Annotated in this window: 23 protein-coding genes and 1 riboswitch; of the genes, 12 read left to right on the forward strand and 11 right to left on the reverse strand. The window is 59.5% G+C overall.

All coding sequences use genetic code 11. The features are described 5' to 3' along the window. The first annotated feature begins 118 nt into the window (after window positions 1–118). Window positions 119–736: a DUF5666 domain-containing protein gene (locus ACSQ9D_RS18125; RefSeq protein WP_436283327.1), complete on the forward strand. Its 618-nt coding sequence runs from the start codon at window positions 119–121 to the stop codon at window positions 734–736. 4 nt (window positions 737–740) lie between these two features. Here ACSQ9D_RS18125 and ACSQ9D_RS18130 read toward each other — a convergent pair whose 3' ends face one another. Continuing rightward, window positions 741–2,567, reverse strand: a complete 1,827-nt coding sequence (locus tag ACSQ9D_RS18130) for an ABC transporter ATP-binding protein/permease (protein WP_436283328.1) — start codon at window positions 2,565–2,567, stop codon at window positions 741–743. Window positions 2,568–2,717: 150 nt separating this feature from the next. Next, window positions 2,718–2,795, forward strand: a riboswitch (SAM riboswitch). 35 nt (window positions 2,796–2,830) lie between these two features. Between ACSQ9D_RS18130 and metA the strand changes: the two genes are divergently transcribed. From metA to ACSQ9D_RS18170, 8 genes are all read left to right on the forward strand, one after another. Further along, entirely contained in the window at window positions 2,831–3,754 is a 924-nt protein-coding gene (gene metA / locus ACSQ9D_RS18135) for a homoserine O-acetyltransferase MetA (RefSeq protein WP_436283329.1), read from the forward strand. A 137-nt stretch (window positions 3,755–3,891) separates the two neighbouring features. Then, window positions 3,892–4,914, forward strand: a complete 1,023-nt coding sequence (locus tag ACSQ9D_RS18140; RefSeq protein ID WP_436283330.1) for an aldose epimerase family protein — start codon at window positions 3,892–3,894, stop codon at window positions 4,912–4,914. 114 nt (window positions 4,915–5,028) lie between these two features. Next, a complete protein-coding gene (locus ACSQ9D_RS18145) occupies window positions 5,029–5,802 on the forward strand; it encodes a GntR family transcriptional regulator (RefSeq protein WP_436283331.1) in 774 nt (257 codons plus the stop codon). Further along, complete coding sequence (locus ACSQ9D_RS18150) at window positions 5,799–6,830, forward strand: SIS domain-containing protein (RefSeq protein WP_436283332.1); 1,032 nt, start codon at window positions 5,799–5,801, stop codon at window positions 6,828–6,830. The genes ACSQ9D_RS18145 and ACSQ9D_RS18150 overlap by 4 nt, the downstream gene beginning before the upstream one ends. After that, entirely contained in the window at window positions 6,830–7,981 is a 1,152-nt protein-coding gene (gene nagA / locus ACSQ9D_RS18155) for an N-acetylglucosamine-6-phosphate deacetylase (RefSeq protein WP_436283333.1), read from the forward strand. Before ACSQ9D_RS18150 ends, nagA begins: the two co-directional genes overlap by 1 nt. Window positions 7,982–7,995: 14 nt before the next feature. Further along, window positions 7,996–8,724 (forward strand): SIS domain-containing protein, encoded by a 729-nt coding sequence (locus tag ACSQ9D_RS18160; protein WP_436283334.1) that lies wholly within the window; start codon window positions 7,996–7,998, stop codon window positions 8,722–8,724. Between the two features lie 136 nt (window positions 8,725–8,860). Then, entirely contained in the window at window positions 8,861–9,007 is a 147-nt protein-coding gene (locus ACSQ9D_RS18165; protein WP_197065953.1) for a hypothetical protein, read from the forward strand. Window positions 9,008–9,096: 89 nt separating this feature from the next. Then, on the forward strand, window positions 9,097–9,249 hold the full coding sequence (locus ACSQ9D_RS18170) for a hypothetical protein (protein ID WP_167546215.1): 153 nt from the start codon (window positions 9,097–9,099) through the stop codon (window positions 9,247–9,249). Here the strand turns inward: ACSQ9D_RS18170 and ACSQ9D_RS18175 are convergent. After that, the gene (locus ACSQ9D_RS18175) at window positions 9,246–9,971 is read right to left on the reverse strand and encodes a beta-ketoacyl-ACP reductase (protein WP_072369695.1); all 726 of its coding nucleotides are present in this window, start codon (window positions 9,969–9,971) and stop codon (window positions 9,246–9,248) included. The two genes, ACSQ9D_RS18170 and ACSQ9D_RS18175, sit on opposite strands and share 4 nt — an antisense overlap. Before the next feature lie 68 nt (window positions 9,972–10,039). Further along, window positions 10,040–11,221, reverse strand: a complete 1,182-nt coding sequence (locus tag ACSQ9D_RS18180) for an acetyl-CoA C-acetyltransferase (protein ID WP_436283335.1) — start codon at window positions 11,219–11,221, stop codon at window positions 10,040–10,042. 235 nt (window positions 11,222–11,456) lie between these two features. Between ACSQ9D_RS18180 and phaR the strand changes: the two genes are divergently transcribed. Continuing rightward, window positions 11,457–12,029, forward strand: coding sequence for a polyhydroxyalkanoate synthesis repressor PhaR (phaR, locus tag ACSQ9D_RS18185; RefSeq protein WP_007528399.1), 573 nt, complete (start codon window positions 11,457–11,459; stop codon window positions 12,027–12,029). Between the two features lie 3 nt (window positions 12,030–12,032). Here the strand turns inward: phaR and ACSQ9D_RS18190 are convergent, their stop codons facing one another. The 5 genes from ACSQ9D_RS18190 to mtgA all read right to left on the reverse strand — a co-directional run bounded on the left by ACSQ9D_RS18190 (window position 12,033) and on the right by mtgA (window position 15,154). Next, window positions 12,033–12,440 carry a hypothetical protein gene (locus ACSQ9D_RS18190; protein ID WP_037116545.1) on the reverse strand — a complete coding sequence of 136 codons (408 nt, stop codon included), beginning with the start codon at window positions 12,438–12,440 and terminating at the stop codon, window positions 12,033–12,035. Window positions 12,441–12,587: 147 nt separating this feature from the next. Then, entirely contained in the window at window positions 12,588–12,773 is a 186-nt protein-coding gene (gene rpmF, locus ACSQ9D_RS18195) for a 50S ribosomal protein L32 (protein WP_003543812.1), read from the reverse strand. A gap of 156 nt (window positions 12,774–12,929) precedes the next feature. Continuing rightward, window positions 12,930–13,577, reverse strand: a complete 648-nt coding sequence (locus ACSQ9D_RS18200) for a glutathione S-transferase family protein (RefSeq protein WP_436283336.1) — start codon at window positions 13,575–13,577, stop codon at window positions 12,930–12,932. 13 nt (window positions 13,578–13,590) lie between these two features. After that, window positions 13,591–14,310 carry a DUF1868 domain-containing protein gene (locus tag ACSQ9D_RS18205; protein ID WP_436283337.1) on the reverse strand — a complete coding sequence of 240 codons (720 nt, stop codon included), beginning with the start codon at window positions 14,308–14,310 and terminating at the stop codon, window positions 13,591–13,593. Window positions 14,311–14,407: 97 nt separating this feature from the next. Continuing rightward, window positions 14,408–15,154, reverse strand: coding sequence for a monofunctional biosynthetic peptidoglycan transglycosylase (gene mtgA, locus ACSQ9D_RS18210; RefSeq protein ID WP_436283338.1), 747 nt, complete (start codon window positions 15,152–15,154; stop codon window positions 14,408–14,410). 135 nt (window positions 15,155–15,289) lie between these two features. Here mtgA and ACSQ9D_RS18215 point away from each other — a divergent pair, with 135 nt between their 5' ends. Then, the gene (locus ACSQ9D_RS18215) at window positions 15,290–16,204 is read left to right on the forward strand and encodes a polyprenyl synthetase family protein (protein ID WP_436283339.1); all 915 of its coding nucleotides are present in this window, start codon (window positions 15,290–15,292) and stop codon (window positions 16,202–16,204) included. Between the two features lie 118 nt (window positions 16,205–16,322). After that, window positions 16,323–16,961, forward strand: a complete 639-nt coding sequence (locus ACSQ9D_RS18220) for a LysE family translocator (RefSeq protein ID WP_436283340.1) — start codon at window positions 16,323–16,325, stop codon at window positions 16,959–16,961. 17 nt (window positions 16,962–16,978) lie between these two features. Here the strand turns inward: ACSQ9D_RS18220 and ispG are convergent, their stop codons facing one another. The 3 genes from ispG to ACSQ9D_RS18235 form a co-directional block, all read right to left on the reverse strand. Next, window positions 16,979–18,229: a flavodoxin-dependent (E)-4-hydroxy-3-methylbut-2-enyl-diphosphate synthase gene (ispG, locus tag ACSQ9D_RS18225; protein WP_436283341.1), complete on the reverse strand. Its 1,251-nt coding sequence runs from the start codon at window positions 18,227–18,229 to the stop codon at window positions 16,979–16,981. A gap of 97 nt (window positions 18,230–18,326) precedes the next feature. Then, on the reverse strand, window positions 18,327–19,520 hold the full coding sequence (locus ACSQ9D_RS18230) for an MFS transporter (protein ID WP_436283342.1): 1,194 nt from the start codon (window positions 19,518–19,520) through the stop codon (window positions 18,327–18,329). 58 nt (window positions 19,521–19,578) lie between these two features. Continuing rightward, window positions 19,579–20,355 carry a DeoR/GlpR family DNA-binding transcription regulator gene (locus tag ACSQ9D_RS18235; RefSeq protein ID WP_436283343.1) on the reverse strand — a complete coding sequence of 259 codons (777 nt, stop codon included), beginning with the start codon at window positions 20,353–20,355 and terminating at the stop codon, window positions 19,579–19,581. Between the last annotated feature and the right edge of the window lie 43 nt (window positions 20,356–20,398).

A 20,398-nucleotide genomic window follows, 5' to 3' on the forward strand; every position in this document is an offset into this window, starting at 1 on the left:
CGACCCGTCTCTGCCGCGCGACCTGGCTTTCACGTTTCATTGATTCGTCAGCTTTCGACCGGCAGGACTAAGCTGCGCGCCGTATCCGCAGCTTGCACGACGGCAAGGAAAGCAGACTATGCCACACAATCTCAAAGCATCTACCGCGCTCGTCTGGGCCGCGGGTTTCCTCGTTATTACGTCGCACGGCGCGCTTGCCCAGGAAGCGCAACGCGTGCGCGGCGCGATTGAAAGCCTGAGCGGCAACACGTTGGTGGTCAAAACACGAGAAGGCACAAAGCAAACGGTGACATTGAAGCCAGACTGGAAGGTCCGCGGCATCAAGAAGGCCGCCGTGGAAGACATCAAGCCGGGCGATTTCGTTGGCGTTGCATCATTGCCAAAAGCTGATGGCGGCGATGGCGCTCTCGAAGTGCTGATCTTTCCGGGAGCGATGAAGGGCACCGGAGAAGGCAGTCGCCCCTGGGACTTGAGGCCAAACAGCACGATGACCAACGCGACGGTCGCGAAAGCCGTCAAGGCAGTCGATGGCCACACCATCACGCTGACATATCAAGGCAAGGAAAAGACGATATCGATCGCCGACGATACACCGATCGTCACCTTCGCCCCTGCCGGAAAGGCAGACCTTGTCGCAGGAGCGCGCGTGATCGTGATGGGCGAAAGAGCTGCAGACGGCACGGTGTCGGCAGCAAACGTCACAGTCGGTAAAAACGGCGTCGTGCCGCCGATGTAAGCCGTCAGAGCGCGGGTGCGGGTGCGTTTGGCGCTTTTGCCACGACCTTCACTTCCGGCTTCGCATGCAGAGCTTCCAGATGCAGCACGCGCGGCTTGAAAGTGTCGACGAAGGCGTCTGAGCGACCGATGTAGATCATCGTGGTGTCAGGCATCGAAGCCAGGACGCCCATCATCGATGATTGCCATTCCGGCTCCATGCCTTCCAGCACTTCGTCGAACACGATCCATTTCGGTCGTACGAGAAGCAGGCGAGCAAAACCGATCGCACGCTGCTCGTCAGAATCGAGCAGCTTGTCCCACCGGGCCCGGGCATCGAGCCGGGAAACCAGATGGTGGAGTCCTGCCTTTTCCAGTGCTGCCACGACGTCGGCATTCTCATAGGTGTCCGCAGACTCAGGAAACGCCAGCGCTTCGCGGAGCGAACCCCCGGGGATGTAAGCCGATTGCGCGACGAAAAGCATGTCGTCGGCGGGCGGCAAGCCGATCTTACCGCCCCCGCACGGCCAAAGCTCGGAGAGTGCAAGGAAGAGCAGTTTGCGGTTCACGTTGTGATCGCCGTTGATCATGACCTTTTCGCCGACCTTGATCGTCACGGCGCCTTCGTGCACGCGGAACCCGCCGCACTGGTCGATCTCTTCGCCAATCTTAGAAGCGATCCGTACATGGTCCAGGGTCAGTGTCCCGGGCGGGCTGCGCTCGTAGCTAATCGTGCCCCTGAGATTGATCTCGTCGCTCATGGTGGTGAGCGCTTGACGAAAATCGGTGACACGCATCAGTGTGGCGCGCCATTCGGCAATGGGTCCGAAGTTCGCCACATACCAGCGAAGGGCCGTGTTGACCTGGTTGAAAGCACCGACCGATACCATCAGCTCGCCAAACGTCAGGCCGCCGGAGAAGTATGCCGGTGCGGCTACAATGATCGGGATGACCACGACAAGCCAGCCGTAGCCGGCTGACACCCAGGTAAGGTTGACGTTGGCCATCGCCACCCGCTTGATGACGGCGAGCACCGCGCTGATGTCGGTATTGATCCGCTGCTGCTCATTCTCCTCGCCGCGCGCCACCGTAATCGCCGGCATGTTCTCGTTGGCATGCATCAGCGCAAAGCGAAGTTCCGCCTCCTTCGAGAAACGATCCGCATTGAGCTTCACGAGCTTGCGGCCTACCAGCTGGCTGAGAATAGATGCGGACGCCGCATAGAAGATTGCGGCCCAAACCATATAGCCCGGAATGGAGAAGGCATAGGTGCCGAAACGGAAGACAAAGCCGCTGGACAATTCCCATAGCACGCCGATGAAACTGATGAGCAAGATCGTCGCCTGCACCAGCCCGATCATCAGGGTCGTCGTGCTTTCCGCGAGGTTGCGGGCATCTTCGTGTAGGCGCTGATCGGGATTGACGCCGATGAGGCCGCTGGCCGAAAGCCGAAGCGCACGCTTGCGCTGGAGCCATTGGTTGACGAGATCGCGCGTCAGACCTTCGCGCATGTAGAGCGCGGTCATCTGGTTCAGCCAGGCCTGCACGACGTTGAGCAAGAGCAGCATGCCCGCAATCAGCGCGAAGACCTTCAGCTGATGGAAGAACCCATGCAAATCACGCCGAGCGATGCTGTCGTAAAAGGGCGCGTTCCACTGGTTGAGGATGACGGTCGCATAGGCGGTGGCGAGAATGATGGCGATCAGCGCCGTTGCGATCAGCAAGACCCGTCCCCGCACGGGTGAATGCCAGAAAGCCGAGAACATGACCTTCATGCGATAGCCCAGGCTCAGATCGTATCCTACTCTGTCCTGCCGTTGAATGCTTGGCCTGCCTTCGAGGTCATCTGCCATTACGCGTCCCTAGCCGTCATTCTACTTCAATAAACATCGCGATTCGTTGTGTCCACCAACAGATTCTAGCAGCCATTAACGTGGGAGTGACCTCGCATCGACCCCTCCGTTCGTTTGGGCAATTGATTCGCAGGTCGACTAACGCTATTTAGAACGCTCCGTGGTGATTTGGCCGGCCGGCTTGCAGCCACGTTAAAGAAGTCGCTAAAGGGCCGCGTGCGGACCGATAGCGATGTATTCGTTGTTTTGATCGAGTGACCGCAATGCCCATCAAGATCCCCGATACCTTGCCTGCATTTGAAACCCTGGTTCAGGAAGGCGTGCGCGTGATGACCGAGACGGTGGCTATCCGTCAGGACATCCGACCGCTGCAGATCGGGCTTCTCAACCTCATGCCGAACAAGATCAAGACGGAATTGCAGATGGCCCGCCTGGTCGGCGCGTCTCCACTGCAGGTGGAACTTTCGCTGATCCGCGTGGGTAACCACAAAGCAAAGAACACCTCGGAAGACCATCTTCTCGCCTTCTACCAGACGTGGGAGGAAGTGAAGCACCGCAAGTTCGACGGCTTCATCACTACCGGCGCGCCGATCGAGACGCTGCCCTACGAGGACGTGAACTATTGGGGCGAAATGCAGCAGATTTTCGACTGGACGGAAACCAACGTCCATTCGTCGATGAACGTCTGCTGGGGTGCAATGGCCGCGATCTATCATTTCCACGGTGTTCCGAAGTACGAGCTCAAGGAGAAGGCCTTCGGCGTCTACCGGCACCGGAACCTGAAGCCGTCATCCGTTTACCTGAACGGTTTCTCGGACAATTTCGAAGTGCCGGTGTCGCGCTGGACCGAAGTCCGCCGCGGCGACATCGAAAAGTCGGAAAGCCTTGAGATCCTGATGGAGTCCAACGAAATGGGCGTCTGCCTCGTGCATGAGCGGAAGGGCAAGCGGCTCTATATGTTCAATCATGTGGAATATGATTCCACGTCGCTTTCCGACGAATATTTCCGCGACGTGAATGCCGGCGTTCCGATCAAGATGCCGCACAACTACTTCCCGCACAACGATCCGTCGCTGACGCCGCAAAACCGCTGGCGCAGCCACGCGCACCTGTTGTTCGGCAACTGGATCAACGAGATCTACCAGACCACGCCTTACGATCTCAACGATATCGGCAAGAGCGACTGAGACGAGCAACGCCAAGCGGCTGGGCGGAGCGTGTCCCCGGTCTGGTAGCGTTTCTTTTTTGCGGCACACCCGTTGCGGTTTGCGGCAAATGGGGGCAGGGTCCCTGCCTCAATCGAAGATATATCTGGACGGTCGTTATGGCGGAAGTGTTGAAACGGGAAGTTTTTGGGCAGACCAAGTCGGGAGAAACTGTCTATCGGATCGAGATCAAGGGTGGCGGGCTGACAGCCAAGATCATCACCTGGGGTGCCGTCATTCAGGATCTCCGCCTCGACGACCACGATGCCCCGCTTCTGCTCGGCTTCGACGATTTCGACAGCTACCCCGCTCACTCCTCCTACTTTGGCGCAACGCCCGGACGCTGCGCAAACCGCATCGGCGGCGGCAAGTTCACGCTGGATGGCAAGACCTATCAGCTCGATCTCAACGAGAAGGGCGTGACCCACCTGCATGGCGGCAGCGACAACATCGCCAAGCAGAACTGGACAATCGTCGAGCATGATGTCGACCGCGTTGTGCTGAAGATCGTCGATCCGGACGGCCGCGCCGGCTATCCGGGCAACTGCACTATCCAGGCAACCTACTGGGTGCATGGCGACGGCGAATTCTCCGTCGTCTACGAATCGACCAGTGATCAGCCGACGATCGCCAACGTTTGCCAACATGCCTATTTCAACCTCGACGGCCGTGACGATGCGCTCGGCCACGACATCATGATTGCAGCCGACGGCTACCTCGTCACCGATGAACTGCAGGTCCCGACGGGTGAGATCCGACCCGTCGCCGGAACTGTCTTCGACTTCCGCGAGATGTCGCCGATGAAGCGGTTCGACGGCAGCGAGCAGGCGCTCTACGATCACAATTTCTGCCTTTCCGATGACCGGACCGCCAAGCGGTCCGTCGCGCTTGCGCGCAGCCTGAACTCGGGCGTTTCGCTGGAAGTACGCACGACGGAGCCCGGCGTCCAGTTCTATGCCGCCTTCAAGCTCAACGTGCCTGTGCCCGGCCTCGACGGACGCAAATATGGTCCGTTCGCCGGCTTCTGCCTGGAAACGCAGATCTGGCCCGATGCAATCAATCACGAGGGATTTCCGAACGCCGTTCTGCGCCCGGGCGAGGTCCTGCGTCAGGAAACGGACTACGTTTTCTCGAAGAGCTGACGCTCTCATCTTGTGCTCGAATGAACAAACCCTCGCAGTCGGCCTGCGAGGGTTTTTCTTTTTAGAGTTATTTCTCGCTTGCGATTGGTTCTAAATAGGTTCTATTACTGGAACATGGATAGAACCAGTCTGATAGCTGAGCTGAACAGCCGTGGTCTGCGCGACGAGGCGTTGACGGGACCGCTTTACAAGCGGCTGGCGCAGGCCCTGACTGGCCTGATTCAGGAAGGATTACTGAAGCCTGGAACGGCACTCCCCGGCGAGCGCGATATGGCCGAAGCGCTGAAGGTCGGACGCGTGACTGTTCGAACCGCCTATCGTGACCTGATGAACGCTGGCACGCTCGAGTCTCGGCACGGGAGCGGCACCTTCGTTTCCAGCAAGGTTGAACGCATGGAACAATCGCTGTGGCGGCTCTCCTCGTTTTCTGCCGACATGCGCTCGCGCGGTCGCGCCCCTGCCGCAAGGATCTTGTCTCGGACGGTCAATACGCCATCTCCCGATGAGGCGTTCCTGCTTGGCCTCGGCCTTGATGAACCCGTCCTTCGCCTCGATCGTCTGCGTCTTGCCGACGGGCTGCCGCTTGCGATCGAACGCGCTGTCGTGCCGATAAAATTCCTTGGAGAAAATGGTGGTGGAGAAGGATCTCTTTACGAAGCACTCGCGGCAAACGGCCACCGCCCCGTTCGGGCGCTGCAGAGATTGACGGCGGTCACGCTCGATCCGTCATCGGCCGCCGCGCTGCACGTGAATGCCGGCGCGCCCGCGCTACTCATCGAACGCGTCTCGCGCCTGGAAGACCAGCGTGTCGTCGAATACACCCGCTCCCACTATCGTGGCGATGCATATGATTTTGTTGCGGAATTAAGAATTGGAGATGACCTATGAGTGAAACCCAGTCGCTAATGTTGCAGGAAGCCGACCAATCGCCGGAGGTCGTCGCAACCCTGCTTCAGAAAGAAAAGTCCGGCTTCGACGAAATTGCGAAGCTGTTTGCATCAGGCGTTCCGACCGTGGTGACGACGGCAGCGCGCGGGTCGTCGGACCATGCCGCGACCTTCTTCAAATACCTGTTCGAGATCACCTGTGGCGTGCCGGTCGCATCGGTTGGCCCATCGATCGCGTCAGTCTATGGTGCGTCTCTGCATCTGAAGGGGGGCATCCACTTCACGGTGTCGCAATCCGGCGCAAGCCCCGACATCATTGCCTTGCAGGATGCGGCAAAGCATGGCGGCGCAACGACGATCGCCGTCGTCAACGTCACCGACAGCCCGCTCGCCAAGCAGGCCGACATCGTTCTCGGCCTCAATGCTGGCCCGGAGAAGAGCGTGGCAGCGACCAAGTCCTTCATCGCCTCGGTTGCCGCGCTTTCCGGTGTCACGGCAGCCATCAGCGGCAAGCGCGATCTGCATGCCGCCTTGGAAAAGCTGCCGGAAGCCCTCCAGGCGACCAGTGGGATCGATACGAAGGCGGCAGAGGACGTTCTTTTCGACGCCAGCTCTCTTTATACGGCCGGTCGCGGCCCCGCTTTCGCCATTGCGCTCGAGGCAGCATTGAAAGCCAAGGAGACGGCCAGCTTGCACGCGGAAGCCTTCTCGCTTGCCGAACTGATGCATGGGCCGATGCGTCTTGTTCAGCCGGGCTTCCCAATCGTCGCCTTCACGCCTGATGATCCGGCATTCAGCAACAACGTCCAAGCGCTTGAGCGGCTGCGGAAGCTCGGCGCAACCACCGTGCCGTTCTCGGGCCAGCCGGTCTCCGGCATCAATTTGCAGGTGCCGACGACGGGCAGCGGTCTGCTCGACCCGCTCGTTTCGCTGCTCGTCTACTATCGCCTGATCGAGTCAGTCACACGGCGCAAGGGCTTCGACCCGGACAAGCCGGCCAATCTCCTCAAGGTCACGGAGACGATGTGATGGTTCGCAAGATCTTCTCCGGCGCCCGGATCTTCGACGGCCAACGCTTCCACGACGATAAGGCGCTCATTGTGTCGGACGGGCGCGTCGAGGCCATTGCGACGGCAAGCGAACTGCCGGAGGGCGAGCACACGCGGTTCGAAGGTGGGGTTCTTTCGGCAGGCTTCATCGATGCGCAGGTAAATGGGGGTGGCGGGCGAATGCTCAACGACGAGCCCTCTGCAGCCTCCATGTACATGATTGCCGAGGGTCATCGGCCCTATGGCACGACTGCGCTGCTGCCGACGCTAATCACCGATACGGCGGACGCGACGGCGGCGGCGATCGAGGCGGCCAAGGAAGCCGTCAAGACGAATCGCGGCGTGTCGGGTCTCCATCTTGAAGGCCCACATCTGGCGCCGGCACGCAAGGGGGCACATCTTGCCGAACTCATGCGCCCCGTTGAAGACAAGGACGTGACAGCCTTCATTGCGGCCAAGGAAGCGATCGGTACCCTGCTGGTAACGATGGCGGCCGAGCAAGTAACCTCAAAACAGGTACGCGAACTCAGCGAAGCCGGCGTCACCGTCAGCATTGGCCATTCCGATTGTTCCAGCGAGGTGGCGGAGGCTCGCTTCGACGCCGGCGCGCGGGGTGTCACCCATCTTTTCAACGCCATGAGCCAACTCGGCCACCGGGCGCCCGGCCTCGTCGGTGCCGCCATCGATCATCCTTCGGTCTGGTGCGGCATCATTGCCGATGGCCATCATGTTGATCCGAAGGCGCTTCGAACCGCTCTTCGCGCCAAACGGGGTGAAGGCAGGCTATTTTTCGTCACCGACGCGATGTCGCTGGTTGGATCGGAGCAAGACTCCTTCACGCTGAATGGCCGCACCGTCCGACGCGAGAGAGGTGGCTTCTGCTCGAAGCTGGTTCTGTCCGACGGCACGCTTGCCGGCTCCGACGTGGATATGGTGTCGACCATCCGCTATGGCGTTACCTATCTGGAACTGCCGCTCGCAGAGGCCCTTCGCATGGCGACGCTCTACCCGGCGCGCTTCCTGCGCCTTGAAGACCACGGCCACCTTTCGCCGGGTGCCCGAGCCGATCTGGTGCATCTGACCGATGCTCTCCAGGTCACTCGGACCTTCATCAGCGGCGAAGCGGCCTAGAAATCGAGGACGTGATGACAGCGATCACCGATGCTTACTTCTCCAATCTGATTGGCCGACTCGAGACTTTGAAGACGGAGCTCGCTGAGCCCATGGCTTTGGCGGCCAATGCGATCCTAGAAGCCGCCCGCAATGACAAGCGGGTCTATGTGTTCGGCACCGGACACTCGCACATGCTGGCCGAAGAGGTGCACTATCGGGCAGGTGGCCTCGCTTTCACCGTTCCGGTTCTCGTTGGCTCCGCGATGCTGCACGAGGGCGCGGTGATCAGCTCCGTCTATGAGCGGACAGAAGGATTGGTGCGGCCGGTGCTGGAACGCTACGGCATGCAGCCGGGCGATGTCATCATCATCGCGTCGAACTCCGGCGTGAATGCAGCGCCGATCGAAGCCGCCGATTATGGCCACGAGATCGGCGCCAAGGTGATCGCGATCACGTCGGTCTCCTATTCGAGTGCGGTCGCGAACGGGCGACGACGCCTTGCCGACATCGCCGATATCGTGTTGGACAACGGTCTTCCTCCCGGCGATGCAGTGATTGCGCTCCCAGGCACGGAGCTAAAAGTCGGCCCGGTTTCGACCGCTATCGGCGCGACGGTCCTCAACGCCATCTTCGCTGACGTCGCTTTGGAGCTGTCGAAAGGCGGCGACGCACCGATTTATCTCAGTGCCAATATGCCTGGCGCTGCCGCGGTCAATCAGCGACTGGTGACGAAATATCGACCGCGCAATCCCCATCTCTAAGAGCCCCGATTGTCAACGCCACGCTGACAGTCGGTCGTCAAAGTTCAATCTACCGGGCCGTGAGGGCGAGGCGCATATTTCTTTCAAGAACAGCGGCGGAGGCCAAGCCCCGCCAGACTTTGAAAGGAACCGTCGCATGACTCAGATCATCTTGAATTCAGCGGTTGCCATCCTCATTGCGGCCGCCTTCGTAACCACAGCCACCGCCGCTCTTCGCGGCGAAGGCCGTGCAATGCAGAAGGTGCCGGTCAGGGCTAAAACAAAGCGCCACCCAAAGGGCTGAAAGACAGCCAAATAATTCCTCAAATCGGCCCCAATATCGACACCGGGTTGAACGACCAATGCGTCGTGGGGAATTTGGAGTGCAGGGCAATGACGAGAATTATCGGTGCGGCCGCAATGTTGACAATCGCCATGGCGGCCTATGCGGCATACTTGAATCCATACGATACGCGCAGCCAGCAAGGCCGCTATTCGCAGCAGATCGAGAGCCACGATAACGGCCTTACGGCGTCCATCCGCTAAACGAACAACTGACCACCATTGGCGCTTAGCGTCGATCCGGTGATGAAACCTGCGTCGTCGGAAACCAGGAAGACGACACAGCGCGCCACCTCTTCCGGTTCGCCGAGACGGCCAACCGGAATCTGCGGAATGATCCGCTCGTTCAGCACTTTCTCCGGCACTGCAAGAACCATTTCCGTACCGATATAGCCTGGGCAGATCGCGTTCACGGTGATGTTTTTGGCAGCACCTTCCTGCGCAAGCGCCTTGGTGAACCCGAGGTCTCCGGCCTTCGCAGCCGAATAGTTCACCTGTCCCATCTGACCCTTTTGGCCGTTGATCGAGGAAATGTTGACGATCCGCCCGTAGCTTCGGTCGCGCATGCCGCCCCAGACCTGGTGTGTCATGTTGAAGAGACCGGTGAGGTTGGTGTTGACGACCTCGTGCCACTGCTGCGGTGTCATCTTGTGGAACATTGCGTCCCGCGTGATGCCGGCGTTATTAACAAGGACATCGATCACACCCAGTTCGGCCTCGACCTTCGCGATGCCTTCGCCGCATGACGTGTAGTCGGAAACATCCCATTTGAAGACCGGAATGCCTGTAGCGCCGTGAAAGGCGTTCGCCTTTTCGTCGTTGCCAGCGTAGTTGGCGGCAACCGTATAGCCGGCATTCTTCAGCGCGAGAGAAATCGCGGCGCCAATGCCGCGGGTACCACCAGTGACAACAGCCACCCTGCTCATGTTCCGCTCCCTTGTTTGAAGGCCCCGCTATACTGCGGGGCTCAGGTTCTAATTGGGCTGCCTGCTATTCAAAGAGCTTCGAAGCACATTGCGACGCCCATGCCGCCACCGATGCAGAGCGTCGCCAATCCCTTCTTCGCGCCACGGCGCTTCATCTCAAAAAGGAGCGTATTGAGCACCCGCGCGCCGGAAGCGCCGATTGGATGGCCGATCGCGATCGCGCCACCGTTGACGTTGACAATCGAAGGATCCCAGCCGAGGTCCTTGTTGACGGCACAGGCCTGCGCGGCGAAGGCTTCGTTCGCTTCGACGAGATCGAGATCGCCGACGGACCAGCCCGCCTTCTCCAGCGCCTTGCGCGACGCCGGGATCGGGCCGGTTCCCATGACCTGCGGATCAACGCCTGCTGTCGCCCAGGAGACAATGCGCACGAGCGGCTGGATGCCCCGACGAGAGGCTTCGGCCTCGGTCATCAGCACGGCTGCGGCGGCGCCATCGTTCAGGCCGGAGGCATTTGCTGCAGTCACCGTGCCCTCTTTGTCGAAAGCCGGACGCAGTTTGGCCATCGAGTCTAACGTCGCGCCGTAACGGATGTACTCGTCGGCATCAACGGTCACGTCGCCCTTTCGTGTCTGGATGACGAAGGGGATGATTTCATCGCTGAATCGGCCGGCCTTTTGCGCGGCTTCCGCCTTATTCTGCGACGCGACGGCAAATCGGTCCTGCTCTTCGCGGGAGAGCTGCCACTGGCGCGCAATGTTCTCGGCGGTGATGCCCATGTGATAGCCATAGAAGGCATCCGTCAGGCCGTCCTTGATCATGGTGTCGACCATCTTCATGTCGCCCATTTTCACGCCGCCTCGCAAATGCGCCGCGTGCGGCGCCATCGACATCGACTCTTGGCCGCCCGCGACGATGATTTTTGCATCACCGAGCGCGATCTGCTGCATGCCGAGCGCGACGGCGCGAAGACCCGAGCCACAGAGCTGGTTGACGCCCCATGCGGTCGCTTCCTTGGGAACGCCGGCCTTCATGGCCGCCTGGCGGGCGGGGTTCTGGCCTTCGCCAGCCGCAAGAACCTGGCCGAGAATGACTTCATCGACTTCGCCGGCCTCGACACCTGCACGCTCCAGCGCGCCCTTGACCGCAGCCGCACCCAGTTCATGGGCCGGAACGGTGGCGAAGGCGCCATTGAATGAGCCAACGGCAGTGCGACCTGCACTAGCGATGACGATGGATGAACTCGACATGACGATCTCCTCGTTAACTCCACCAGATATAGCGAAACTGACAAAGCTTCATTGTCAAGTCAAACGACAAGACTCTACCATTCAATTTTAGGGATTGCTTACGCTGAGGCAAATTATCTCTGCCTTAAAAGGGGTTGCCGCATCGCACAAAGAGATTGTCACTGGGCTTCGTTTGCGTCTACATTCCTCAGTGGAGGAATTTCCATAACAATCAGACGGGCTTCGGGAGACTGATATGGCGAAGAATGACGGGCAGATCGTAATCAAGAAATACGCCAATCGCCGCCTCTATAACACAGGCACCAGCACTTACGTGACGTTGGAAGACCTGGCAGAGATGGTGAAGAAGGGTGAGGATTTTACAGTCCAGGATGCAAAGAGCGGCGACGACATTACCCACTCGGTACTGACGCAAATCATTTTCGAACAGGAATCCAAGACGGGCAACACGCTCCTGCCGATCTCGTTCCTCCGCCAACTGATTACCTACTACGGCGACCAGATGCAGATGGTCGTCCCGAGCTTCTTGGAACATTCCATGCGCGCCTTTACCGAACAGCAGGCGCAGATGCGCGAGCAGGTCACGCGCGCTTTCGGCGAAACGCCCATCGGCAAGAACCTGCAACTACCGATGCAAATGGTCGAAGACCAGGTCCGTCGCAACACCGAGATGTTCCAGCAAGCGATGCAGATGTTCTCGCCGTTCATGACACCGCCGGCTAAGGAGAGCCGCAAGGCGGAGGCAAAAGACATCGACGAGCTGAAGGAACAGCTGCGCGCGCTTCAGAACAAACTCGACAATCTATGAGCTTCAGAGCCCGATCGAAACATCGCGCCCGGCGGTGCGAATAGACACGGCAAAGCCGCCAATCACATCGATCAACGCAATCGTCATCAGGATGAAGAAAACCTGGGTGGCAGCATCTTGGACGAGGAGAAACTCGACCAGGAAGGCTATGAAGACGAGCATTGACAGCATGTGATTGGCCAGGCTGCCGCCGCCATTGCGCGTCGCCTTCAGTATTTCGAAAAATAGCACCGCAAGTGCGATGACGATGAAAAGATCGCCAAGCGACATGCTCCACATGGCCCCCGAAATCATCGACAAAACGATGACGTCGTTTTGCAGCGAGGGAAGCCCGCCGCCGCCCATCAAGCCCAGCATCGACATATTGTAAAGAATGAATGGAATAATCATCAGCGGCACAGCATTGAACATCTGGCATATCTCCCCTCAGCGAGAGAATAGTGCCGTAAACAGCCGCATGACTTCAAGGCATCAAAAGAATGTATTTGTCGCGGGAAAAAGCAAAAGGCCGGCACAGGGCCGACCTCGCAAATCCTACTCAGGCAGAACGCAAATGTATTATGCGCTTTCCTTCGGCGTCAGAACCTGACGGCCACGATACATACCGGTCTTCAGATCGATATGGTGGGGGCGGCGCAGTTCGCCGGAGTTCTTGTCTTCAACGTAGGTCGGAGCCTTCAGTGCGTCTGCAGAGCGGCGCATACCGCGCTTGGACGGGCTCGTTTTTCTCTTCGGTACAGCCATTTTAATTACTCCACTTCACGGGCAAACACATCCAACGGCCAGACTGGCGGCCGAAACGACGGATCGCGATTTCGGAAATTTTGCGCGCTTATACATGCCTTGGGGGAGCTTGACCAGTCCCCAAGCTTATTTTTTGAGATTCGTGCGATTCAGAGGTCAGATCTCGTCTTCCTCGACGATCCAGGCCTCGGCCCGCGCCGCCTCTTCCCACTTCTTCCAGGCCGGATGCGTCTTGACGGCGGCGATATAGCTCAGAGTATCGCTGGCAGAAACCAGGTCGTAGACGTCGAAGCGGTTGACAACCGGTGCGAACATCGCATCGGCGCCGGAAAAATCGCCAAAAAGGAACGGTCCGCCGGAGTGAGCGCGCAGGTCACGCCAGATCGTCTCGATGCGGGCGACGTCGGCCATGACGCCGTCAGCGAGCGCGATCTTGCCCTTCGGCCGCCGGATATTCATCGGGCAAGCGTTGCGCAAGGCCCTGAAACCCGAAAGCATCTCCATGGAAACAGCGCGCGCCACCGCTCTCTTGTCGCGCTCCTTTGGCCAGATCCCGGCTTCCGGGAAAAGCTCGGCAACATACTCGATGATCGCCAGCGACTGCCAGACACGAACGTCGCCGTGCTGGAGCACCGGCACCTGACCCGTTGGCGAAAACTCCTTGAAGTGCACATTGCCGGCCGCGAAATCGAAAGGGACAAGCACTTCCTCGAAGGGAACGCCCGCGGCCGTCATGGCGATCCATGGCCGAAACGACCACGACGAATAGTTCTTGTTGCCGATATAGAGCCTCAGCTTGTCCAATAGGGTCTTCCTTTTACGTTGCGGGCGCGAGCACAAGCCGCTCCTCGAAATGGTTCATATCGTCGAAAGTGCAGAAGGCCGGCGGCTTCAATCTTATCACCGGAGCGTTTTCGCGCAGCGCGGCGAGCGTGCTGTCGATCATCGCCTGCCATGCCGGGAGTACTGCTTCCGGCAGCCGAATGATTGGATAGCAGAATGTGATGTGGAACGCATAGGCATCATGGTCCGGGTGCCGGTAGCCGAAGACATGCGCAAGAGCGTCACGCCATTCCTTCATGATTTGCCGATCTGCGACCGTAGCACCATTTACGGTAAGCCCCACCGGCGTCACTTCGGTAACCTCAACATCGAAGGGTCCGAGCGGTTCGAAGGATTGCAATCGATCCAGATAGTTCTCGCTCATGCGCTCGATCGCAGTATCAAGCGCTACATCCTGCGGCCAGTAGGGCAACCTGCGGCGATACTCGATGATGCCCTGAAAGAGCGTCATGTGCAGACTGGAGATCGGAGTGAAGGCGAACCAAGATGCTTCCGGCATCTCTAGAAAGCGCCGGCGCGCTTCAATGATCATCTGCTGCGCCGGCGATCCCTCGATCAGATGGCAGACGACCGTATTGCCCGGCTCGCGCAGAAACGTGCCGGTTGCGTCGTATCGCGTCCCGAAATGACTTGGCGGAGTAGGGTTACGGGTGGCGGAATAAGTCAGAAGTGCGGGCGAAAAGGCAGAGATCATCGCTGGTAGTCCAGTCGTTGGTGGCGGGATTTCCGTCCATACTTTTGAAGCACGAATGCCAGATGACACTCATGAACACCAACGACTTATTGCGATATCAATCATAAATGCATCTGATGTAATCGCCCGACCCTCGCGCGCGCCGCTCGATGAGGCTGGCGAGCCGTCGCAATCCTCGCCCGGGCTTGCCAGCATGGCGATCAAAGGGGTTGGGAAGCGACACGGCGAGAAGCGCAGCCTGCCGGCTGGTCAACTTCGATGCCGGCACTTTGAAATGGTGGCGCGCCGCAGCCTCGATGCCATAGATCCCGGGGCCCCATTCGGCAATGTTGAGGTAGATTTCGATCAGCCGTCGCTTTGACCAGATAAAGTCTGCCGTCACAGCCAATGGCAGCTCCAGCGCCTTGCGAACGAAGGAACGGCTATTCCACAGAAACAGGTTCTTTACCGTCTGCATCGGGATCGTGCTGCCGCCACGGGTGGAGTGACCGCCTAGTGTATCCTCCAAGAGCATGCGCATCTCACCCCAATCGACGCCACCATGGAAACAGTACTGTCCGTCTTCGGACATCATTACCGACTGAACAAGAACCGGTGAGATATTGTCGATTGAGACCCATTGCCGGTCGTAACCGCGCAGCAGCACCAGATCGCGAAGCATGAGCGTGGAAACCGGGTGGATGAAGGGCAGCAGGTAAAGGACGATCAAGACGTACGGAAGGATGACGAGCGCCGCCAGCGCGAGAACGATGCGCATGATCACAGGGCGACCTTTAAGCCAAAAAAACACGTGCCTGTGAAACGGCACGGTCATGCGATCCTCTCTCTCCGGCGTGATGTCCAATTCCCCGACCCAGTCTCTTGCCCTTCCTCCTCCATACCGTTTGCGAACTGGCATTGCCAGAGACAAAGGAAATCTTCGCCGCACCATCGACAATTCCGTTGCAAGCAGAAGGCGGCTCATGCCAAACAGCGCGCCATGGACGCAAGCTCTGAAACATTCGAAGCCAAACTGGCCGCCACCGCGCGCGAGATCGAGGCTGTGCTCGACATCCTGCTGTCGCCGGCAGCGCTGAACGACGAAATCGCCCGGCCGGAGGGCCTGTGTTCGGCGATGCACTATGCCGTCCTGAACGGCGGCAAGCGACTGCGGCCTTTCCTTGTCGTTGAAACGGCATCGTTGCTCGGCGGCGACAGGAGCGTGGCGCTGAGGGTGGGAGCGGCACTCGAATGCGTGCACTGTTATTCGCTCGTTCACGATGATCTGCCGGCGATGGACGATGACGACCTGCGCCGAGGCAAGCCGACGGTGCACATCGCTTACGACGAAGCGACTGCCATTCTCGCGGGCGACAGCCTGCTGACCTATGCCTTTGACATCATCGCAGCGCCTGAAACGACCTTGCCGGACACAGCCAAAGTGGCGTTGACGCTGGCCCTGGCGCGCGCCGCCGGCATTGGAGGCATGGCAGGCGGGCAGGCTCTCGACCTTGCTGCCGAAAAACAGGTCCCGGACGAACAGGGCATCGTTACGCTGCAAGCCATGAAGACAGGCGCACTCATCCGCTTCGCCTGCGAGGCAGGCGCCATCATCGCCGGTGCGTCGGCAGAGGATCGCGCGCGATTGCGCCAGTTCGGCGAGAGGATCGGCCTCGCCTTCCAGCTCGCCGACGACATTCTTGATCTCACTTCTGATGCCGCCACAATGGGCAAGGCGACAGGCAAGGATGCCGGTCGCGGAAAAGGCACGCTGGTGGCACTGCATGGTATCGCATGGGCCGAAACCAAGCTTGCTGAGCATGTGTGCGAAGCCGAAGCATTGCTGTCTGCTTACGCCGAGCGCAGCATCATTCTCGCCGAAGCTGCTCGCTTCATTGCCGGACGCAAGAGCTGAAAAAGCGTCACCGGGACAATATTTCCGCCAACACACGAGACACAGTCTCTTGTCGATCGCCCGGAACCGCGCCTAAGAAACGAGGCCAAGATCCAACCGACCGAATAAGAGACGTAAGATGCATGAGATCCTGACCTACCTACCGCAGATCCTGCCTGCCTACGTCGCTTATTTGATCGCCGTCATCAGCCCCGGCCCGGCAATCATGGCAATCGTGTCGACGTCGATGACGCATGGCCGCAAGGCAGGCATGACCATCTCGCTCGGCATCTTTGCGGGCTCGTTCACCTGGGCCTGTGCCGCCGCTCTCGGCCTGGCAACCATCCTCCAGACCTACGCCATCACGCTCGAGATCCTGAAGATTTTCGGCGGGATCTATCTGCTGTATCTCGCCTACAAGGCCTTCAAGGCCGTCCGCGCCAACGATGACCTGCCGCAGGCTGTCGTGCAAAAGAGCCTTACGGCGCGCGCCCTGCTGCTGCGCGGCTACGGCATTCACGTTACCAATCCGAAGGCCATCTTTGCGTGGCTGGCGATCATAGCGCTCGGAATGCCGCAGGGCGCCCCGGCATCCGTCGCCGGCCTCATCATCGGCGTCTGCATGGCAACAGGCTTTACCATCTTCATGGGCTACGCAGTATTGTTCTCGACACCGCACGCACTGAAGATTTACCGCAACCTGCGCCGCTGGATCGAAGGGGCTATGGCCGCCTTCTACTGTGTTGCGGGGCTGAAGCTGCTGGCCAGCCGAATCTGAGTGCTTTCGACCGCGCCTTATTCGGCGGCCGTCTTCTGCCCAAATCGCTTTTCGATGTAGTCGGCGACAAGCGCCTCGAAGTCGGAAGCGATGTTCGGTCCGCGCAGCGTCAATGCCTTGCTGCCATCGATGAACACAGGCGCAGCCGGCGTCTCACCGGTGCCAGGCAATGAAATGCCGATGTCAGCGTGCTTGCTTTCACCCGGCCCGTTGACGATGCAGCCCATGACCGCAACGTTTAGCGCTTCGACGCCCGGATATTTCTCGCGCCAGACCGGCATGTTCTTGCGGATGTCGTTCTGGATGTTCTGCGCCAATTCCTGGAAAACGGTCGAGGTCGTGCGCCCGCAGCCGGGACAAGCGGCAACGACAGGGATAAACTGGCGGAAGCCCATCACCTGCAGCAGCTCTTGGGCGACCTGTACTTCGCGCGTCCTGTCGCCATTCGGCTCCGGCGTCAGCGACACGCGGATGGTATCGCCGATGCCCTGTTGCAGCACATAACCCATGGCAGCGGATGAGGCGACAATCCCCTTGCTGCCCATGCCGGCCTCTGTAAGACCGAGATGCAACGCATGATCAGAGCGTTCGGAGAGCATCGAATAGACGGCGATCAGATCCTGTACCTGGCTAACCTTGGCCGACAGGATGATGCGGTTGCGCGGCAGACCTATCTCTTCGGCAAGATTGGCCGAAATCAACGCGGACTGCACGATCGCTTCGCGGGTCACTTGGCGCGCCGAAAGCGGTGAGCCAGCTTCCGCGTTCTGATCCATCAGCGTCGTGAGTAGCTCCTGATCGAGCGAACCCCAGTTGACGCCGATGCGCACCGGCTTGTCGTAGCGGATCGCCATCTCAATGATGTCGCCGAACTGCTTGTCCTTCTTGTCCTTGAAGCCGACGTTGCCCGGGTTGATACGGTATTTCGCCAACGCCTCGGCACAGGCCGGATGATCGGCAAGAAGCTTGTGGCCAATGTAGTGAAAATCGCCGACGAGCGGCACGTCGATGCCAAGCCGCAACAGCCGCTCGCGAATCTTGGGAACCGCGGCCGCACTGTCGTCGCGATCCACGGTGATCCGGACAAGCTCCGAACCCGCCTTGAAGAGAGCCGCCACCTGCGCGACGGTCGCGTCGACATCGGCCGTATCGGTATTCGTCATCGACTGGACGACAACGGGCGCGCCGCCGCCCACGATGACGCCGCCAACATCGACGGCGACGGATGCGCGGCGCGGTTTCGGATCAAAATCTGCAGCAGAAGACATATAGAGTTCTTGAACCCCTGAAATTCGTGTCTTTCAGGTGGATCATGCCCGCTTTGTTGTCAACCGCCCCACGCATCACTTTTGCTTGGAGCCTGCTTTAGTGCCCGCCGCCCGATATGCCGTCAGCATAGCGCGCCAGATTGGAAAACAGCAATACGACCACCAAGAGCACGGGCAGTGCCATGAACACGACGCTGAAGCCGATATGCTCGGCCACGAAGCCGATTGCAGACGGCGCGACCAGCATGCCGGAATAGCCCATGGTGGTGACGACAGAGAGCCCGATCCCGGCTTTCAGACCTGGAATGTTGCCGGCGGCGGAAAAGGCGATCGGCACCATATTGGAAATGCCGATGCCACACAGGGCAAAGCCGACGATCGCCATTTCGGCATCGGGCGCAAAGGCTGCAAGCAACATGCCCGCGATGGCGAAAAGCGTGCAGATGCGCAACGTCTTGACTCCACCCAGCCGATCACGAACGAGATCCCCCGCAAATCGCATGACGGCCATCGTCAGCGAAAACGCCGCAAAGCCAAAGCCGGAAAGGGCAATCGAGGCACCCAGCTCCTGCCGAAGATACAGAGCGCCCCAATCGAGCACTGCGCCTTCCGGAACCATTGAAAACAACGCCATGAGACCGAGTAGCCAAGGAAGCGGTACAAGCGGCAGCCGTGCCTTCTCCTTCTTCTCGTCAGGATGCGGCGGATCGGCAAGGATCATCGGCCAGGCGACACCCAGGAAGATTGCCGCAAGCAATGTTGCCAGCTCGGCATGCCCGAGCACGCCGAGCTTGGCGATCACCAGGCCACCGAGGCCCGAACCGATCAAGCCGCCCAGGCTCCAGAAGGCATGGCAGGACGACATGATCGCGCGCCGCATCGATTTCTCGACGGCGACGGCATTGGCATTCATAGCAACGTCCATTGCGCCGATGAAGCCACCGAACAGAAAGAGCGAAACCGCTCCAGTCGCAATATTGGGCGCCAGAGTGAGCGCCAGAAGGATTGGCAGCAGGCAAAAGGCGGCCACTTGCACGACGAGCCGCGAGCCATGGCGTGCGATTTGCGCGCCGGCAATCGGCATCATTGTCAGTGAGCCCAGACCGAAGACCAGGATCATGAGTCCAAGCTGGAACTTGCTCAGCTGCAGGCGTTCAGCAAACTCCGGGATCTTTGGCGCCCAGCAGCCGACCAGGAAACCGTTCATCAGGAAGAGCAGCGAAACGGCCGCTCTATTCTTCGTTACAAAACCGGTTTTGACGGCCGACGCCATTTTCGTCTGAGTATCCATCTCTTCTTCCGATATCCCCCGAGCACCCGGCTTAAGGCCGATTGCCCCTTTGAATGAATTACGCCGCCTCGCCAGCGACAATCGTTCTGCACCCACGGTCGCGATATTGCGCAAGCACGTCAGGCTCGACATCGCGCTCGACAACCAGGCATTCGCAATGCGCCACCGGCAGCACCGCATGAGGCGCCGCCGTCCCGAATTTCTCTGACGTGACGGCAACCATAACCTTCCGGCTCCTTGACGTCGCAAAGCGCTTGAATTCGGCATCCTCGAAGCCGAATGTGGTCACTCCGGTAGCCAGGTCGATGCCGCAAGCTCCAAGAATACAGAGATCCGGCGACAGGGTTTCCATATCGCGCATCGCCTTGGCGCCCAGCGCGCCGCCAACCTGTCGATCGATCATCCCGCCAATGAGAATGACACTGATCGCAGGCTTCTCGATCAGCGCCGCGGCGATTGCGGGTGCATTTGTCGCCGCAGTCAGCGTCATGTCCGGCGGCAATGCGGCCGCAATGGCAAGGTTGGTGCTTCCCGCATCGAAGAAAACCATTGAACCGGGCGCAATCTGCGACACTGCAGCCAGCGCCAGCGCGCGTTTCCGATCGCTTGCGACACCCATGCGATGCTTCATGCTGCCGCCAGCCGAAGAAACCGGCAACGCGCCCCCGTATACACGTTCGCAAAGGCCCGCAGCCGCCATCTCGCGAAGGTCGCGGCGTACCGTATCCTCGGACACGCCGAACTCTACCGCCAGTGTGGCAGCCAGAACGCGCCCATGGGTTTGCAGCTTGCGGGAAATGGCGCTTTGCCGCTCTTGCATCAGAAGTTCGTTCATGTTCGTGCCGGTTCTGTCGATCTCGCCGTCAATCGTGCAAAAA

Origin of the sequence: Rhizobium sp. LjRoot258, assembly GCF_964254185.1 — a bacterium.
GTDB lineage: Bacteria > Pseudomonadota > Alphaproteobacteria > Rhizobiales > Rhizobiaceae > Rhizobium.

Bases quoted from the DNA above. Each gene is read 5' to 3' on its own strand.
- ACSQ9D_RS18130 (WP_436283328.1), bottom strand. From the start codon at position 2,567: ATGGCAGATGACCTCGAAGGCAGGCCAAGCATTCAACGGCAGGACAGA.
- ACSQ9D_RS18170 (WP_167546215.1), top strand. From the start codon at position 9,097: ATGACGAGAATTATCGGTGCGGCCGCAATGTTGACAATCGCCATGGCG.
- ACSQ9D_RS18125 (WP_436283327.1), top strand. From the start codon at position 119: ATGCCACACAATCTCAAAGCATCTACCGCGCTCGTCTGGGCCGCGGGT.
- ispG (WP_436283341.1), bottom strand. From the start codon at position 18,229: ATGTCTTCTGCTGCAGATTTTGATCCGAAACCGCGCCGCGCATCCGTC.
- ACSQ9D_RS18165 (WP_197065953.1), top strand. From the start codon at position 8,861: ATGACTCAGATCATCTTGAATTCAGCGGTTGCCATCCTCATTGCGGCC.
- nagA (WP_436283333.1), top strand. From the start codon at position 6,830: ATGGTTCGCAAGATCTTCTCCGGCGCCCGGATCTTCGACGGCCAACGC.
- rpmF (WP_003543812.1), bottom strand. From the start codon at position 12,773: ATGGCTGTACCGAAGAGAAAAACGAGCCCGTCCAAGCGCGGTATGCGC.
- ACSQ9D_RS18150 (WP_436283332.1), top strand. From the start codon at position 5,799: ATGAGTGAAACCCAGTCGCTAATGTTGCAGGAAGCCGACCAATCGCCG.
- ACSQ9D_RS18190 (WP_037116545.1), bottom strand. From the start codon at position 12,440: ATGTTCAATGCTGTGCCGCTGATGATTATTCCATTCATTCTTTACAAT.
- ACSQ9D_RS18145 (WP_436283331.1), top strand. From the start codon at position 5,029: ATGGATAGAACCAGTCTGATAGCTGAGCTGAACAGCCGTGGTCTGCGC.
- phaR (WP_007528399.1), top strand. From the start codon at position 11,457: ATGGCGAAGAATGACGGGCAGATCGTAATCAAGAAATACGCCAATCGC.
- ACSQ9D_RS18160 (WP_436283334.1), top strand. From the start codon at position 7,996: ATGACAGCGATCACCGATGCTTACTTCTCCAATCTGATTGGCCGACTC.
- ACSQ9D_RS18230 (WP_436283342.1), bottom strand. From the start codon at position 19,520: ATGGATACTCAGACGAAAATGGCGTCGGCCGTCAAAACCGGTTTTGTA.
- ACSQ9D_RS18235 (WP_436283343.1), bottom strand. From the start codon at position 20,355: ATGAACGAACTTCTGATGCAAGAGCGGCAAAGCGCCATTTCCCGCAAG.
- ACSQ9D_RS18220 (WP_436283340.1), top strand. From the start codon at position 16,323: ATGCATGAGATCCTGACCTACCTACCGCAGATCCTGCCTGCCTACGTC.
- ACSQ9D_RS18180 (WP_436283335.1), bottom strand. From the start codon at position 11,221: ATGTCGAGTTCATCCATCGTCATCGCTAGTGCAGGTCGCACTGCCGTT.
- ACSQ9D_RS18175 (WP_072369695.1), bottom strand. From the start codon at position 9,971: ATGAGCAGGGTGGCTGTTGTCACTGGTGGTACCCGCGGCATTGGCGCC.
- metA (WP_436283329.1), top strand. From the start codon at position 2,831: ATGCCCATCAAGATCCCCGATACCTTGCCTGCATTTGAAACCCTGGTT.
- ACSQ9D_RS18215 (WP_436283339.1), top strand. From the start codon at position 15,290: ATGGACGCAAGCTCTGAAACATTCGAAGCCAAACTGGCCGCCACCGCG.
- ACSQ9D_RS18205 (WP_436283337.1), bottom strand. From the start codon at position 14,310: ATGATCTCTGCCTTTTCGCCCGCACTTCTGACTTATTCCGCCACCCGT.
- ACSQ9D_RS18140 (WP_436283330.1), top strand. From the start codon at position 3,892: ATGGCGGAAGTGTTGAAACGGGAAGTTTTTGGGCAGACCAAGTCGGGA.